Annotated in this window: 6 protein-coding genes; all 6 read right to left on the reverse strand. The window is 49.8% G+C overall.

Annotation, left to right across the window (positions count from 1 at the left end; all coding sequences use genetic code 11):
• Positions 1-98: 98 nt before the first annotated feature.
• The gene (locus ABS766_RS16640; RefSeq protein WP_408086327.1) at positions 99-317 is read right to left on the reverse strand and encodes a PRTRC system protein C; all 219 of its coding nucleotides are present in this window, start codon (positions 315-317) and stop codon (positions 99-101) included.
• Positions 262-909, reverse strand: coding sequence for a prtrc system protein e (locus ABS766_RS16645; protein WP_408086328.1), 648 nt, complete (start codon positions 907-909; stop codon positions 262-264). The genes ABS766_RS16640 and ABS766_RS16645 overlap by 56 nt, the downstream gene beginning before the upstream one ends.
• Positions 910-914: 5 nt before the next feature.
• A complete protein-coding gene (locus ABS766_RS16650; RefSeq protein ID WP_408086329.1) occupies positions 915-1,103 on the reverse strand; it encodes a hypothetical protein in 189 nt (62 codons plus the stop codon).
• 46 nt (positions 1,104-1,149) lie between these two features.
• On the reverse strand, positions 1,150-2,193 hold the full coding sequence (locus ABS766_RS16655; protein ID WP_408086330.1) for a DUF932 domain-containing protein: 1,044 nt from the start codon (positions 2,191-2,193) through the stop codon (positions 1,150-1,152).
• A gap of 28 nt (positions 2,194-2,221) precedes the next feature.
• Positions 2,222-2,671: a single-stranded DNA-binding protein gene (locus tag ABS766_RS16660; RefSeq protein ID WP_408086331.1), complete on the reverse strand. Its 450-nt coding sequence runs from the start codon at positions 2,669-2,671 to the stop codon at positions 2,222-2,224.
• A gap of 12 nt (positions 2,672-2,683) precedes the next feature.
• A partial coding sequence (locus ABS766_RS16665) for a hypothetical protein (RefSeq protein ID WP_408086332.1) occupies positions 2,684-2,903 on the reverse strand: 220 nt, incomplete at its 5' end.

Below are 2,903 nucleotides of genomic sequence, written 5' to 3' on the forward strand. Positions count from 1 at the left end.
TCGCCTGCGTTTTTGTGCAGCAGCTTTTGCCTTTTGTTTTGGGGCAGCCGTAACTGCCCCGCTATTATCTTTTGCATAATCCATAACGTTAGGTTTTATTATCCTTTCGTACCCATAGTGGTTTCAAAACGGTACTGTACGGTATCGTTTGTAATTTCAGGTCCGACTGTCTTGGCAGTCGTTAGTGTCGGGTAGGTATTCGCATAGAAATGCATCACGGCTTCTACGCTCCATTTCGGGTCGGGGTCGGTCAGGGTAAATTCATTGCCCTTGTCCTTCATCAGGAACACCCTCGGCAGTAGTGTGGTCTGTAGCATCTTGCTCGGTTTTAGGTTCAACGTTTAGTACTTCTGTGGCAGGCTGCCCTGCTGCGAACAAGTCGGGGCTGAATTGAGCCGACAGGCTTGCCCTGCGGTTGCGTATTTCCTCGGCTTTGTCGGGGAACTCGGAAGCCTGCGGCACTTTTACCCAAGCATCCTTAAACTTGCCTGCTTGTTCGAGTTTGTCGACTTCCGCCATAATGCCCCTGTATTTCATTGCTTTGATTTCCTCGGGCGTGGCGGGCTTGTCTGATTTTGCAGCTTTGTCCGCTTTTTCGGTTTTCTTCTTCTCCATCGCTGCATTTTTTTTGGCGGTTTCCTGCCCTTTCAGGTAGGCTTCCATATTCACGAGCAGTTTAGAACTTTCGGCAACAGGTGTGGCAATGGCATCAAAGAAGCCCTCACATAATTCCTTTGCGCTGCCCTTAAGTATCAGGGGTGGTATATGGTTTTTGGCAGCATCCCCGCAGCCGTCATTTTGCAGCAATACGGAGGTGGTCAGTTGTTCCCCGTCCTTTCTGACGGTAATGTTCAGGCAGCCCTCAAAGGGAATCGCTGCGATATGGGCAAAAAAATTCGTTACTGGCATGGCATTTATCTTTTTGGTTTACGTTTCGGTTCGGGGTTACTTTCTATTACACGCCTAATCAGGTTCAGGGCGGTTGCGGTGTCAAAGGCATCGGCTGCGGTCATTGCCACATGGTCAAGCCTTTCCATAATCGGCAGTACTTTTTTAAGGGTTGTTACTGCCTTGCGTTCTGTGGTTTGTGCTAATACGCTCATAACTTAAAATTTTATGCTGCACCGCTTAGCGGTGCAGCGGTTAATATTAGTTAAATTGCAGGGCAGCTGCCCCGCCTTTGTCAAAATCCCCGCACAGGTCAAAGGCTTTCTGCCCCCGTGCCTGCGCTGTACCGCCCAAACAGATGCTTTTGAGTTTGTCCTCGCCCGTTTTGAAGCTGCGCACATTTTGGTAATAGCCCGTCACGGCATTGTAGGCGCCAAACAAAGTGCCTTTGGTGGTAGCCATCGTTTGAGTATCGTCTGCCATAGCATACTCAAAGGCAGCATCACAGGCATTTTTGTACATGCTCGAAAGTTCCTCGGTAGCCCCGTTCTTTAAGAGGTTGTAGGTTTCTTTATTAGGGCATAGTGCCAACTGTATGAGTTGTTTTACCTGTTTATCGGCAATGCGCACGTTTGCCCATTGGTTAAAAATGCCCTCTAACTGCAACGACAGGGTATCGGCAACGCCCATCACTTTGTGCGCCTGTTCCAAACGTTCCTTAGCCCCTGCGGTATGGCGTATGCGTACTACATTGGTTGCATTGCGCAGCGCAGCGTTCAGGGTGTTTTGGCATACGATGCGCACGGGCGTAAATGCTGCCGTAATGCTTCCGCTGCCATCGTGGGAGGTGGTCAGGAAAATATACTTTTGGGTTACATCGTCCCCGTTGCCCACACGGATGTAGCCGGGCAGCTTAGCGGTAATAAAAACGCGTTCCCCGTTGCCGAGTGCGCCTGCGGTCTCATACAGTATGCCCTCGCCACCGTCTACAATGGCATCGAAGAAAGCAAACGCATCACTATTTTGCACGATTTGGTAGTCTTTGCCTACCACGCCAAACACGGCTTTGGTGTCGGTGCGCATTGTGGCGAACTGGTCAGGTACGGGGTAGGTGTCGAAATCACCTGCGCCCCTTGCGAAAATCGGGGCTTTGGTTACTTCGTAGTCCAAGCCTGCAAAGGCTATTGCTTCACGGCTTGTAGGGTAGTTTTCCACTATCTGCCCAAGCCCATGCCATGCGGGCTGCTTTACACTCATAAAGGCATGTTGCCCTGTTGCTTCATTGAAATTTATATTATGTGCCATGATGTTACAATTCAAAGGTTAAACGGTTTTAGAATGGGAGGTCATCGTCAGGGGCTGTACCATTAGGTACTACTTCGGCTTCGTACACGGGTGCTGCGTTTGCTGCGGTCTGGTTTAAAGGCTGTGTCTGTTTTTCAGTTTGTGGCTGTCCTGCCTGCGTTTCAGCTTTGTTGCTGCCCCCATGCAGTTTAATGTCGGTGGTGTTGAAGTTCAGCCCCGCTTTAGGCTGCCCATCGTTGCCCATCCACGCACGGGCAGATACACGCCCTGCAAGTTCTACAAGGCTGCCCTTAGTCAGGTACTGCGCTATGCCTGTCGAAAACCAGTAGGCACAGTCGAAAAATTCCGTTTGGGTTACACGCTCCCCGTTTTTCGCTTTGTAGTCGTGGTTCACGGCTACCGAAAAACTCACTACACTTTTGTTGTTTGACAGGCTGCGCACCTGCGCATCCCTTGTCACTCTTCCGATAATTGTCATAATCGTTGTTGTTTAAATGATACAATCGTTTTTGTATCTTCTGCCAGTCCTCCCATCTGTTACAGTCCTGCATCGCTTGCGCTCCGCATAACTTTTTCCCAAAAGAAAACCGGAAAAAGAAAGCAGGTAAACAGTGCGGGTAAAGCGGGAAAACAAAAGGAAACGGAATAAGTCCCAGGGGTGGGTTTGTGAGTGGGCGAGCAAAGCCATTATGCCGTAGTCTTTTGCTTTT

The organism is Flavobacterium rhizosphaerae (assembly GCF_046000445.1).
Lineage (GTDB): Bacteria > Bacteroidota > Bacteroidia > Flavobacteriales > Flavobacteriaceae > Flavobacterium > Flavobacterium rhizosphaerae.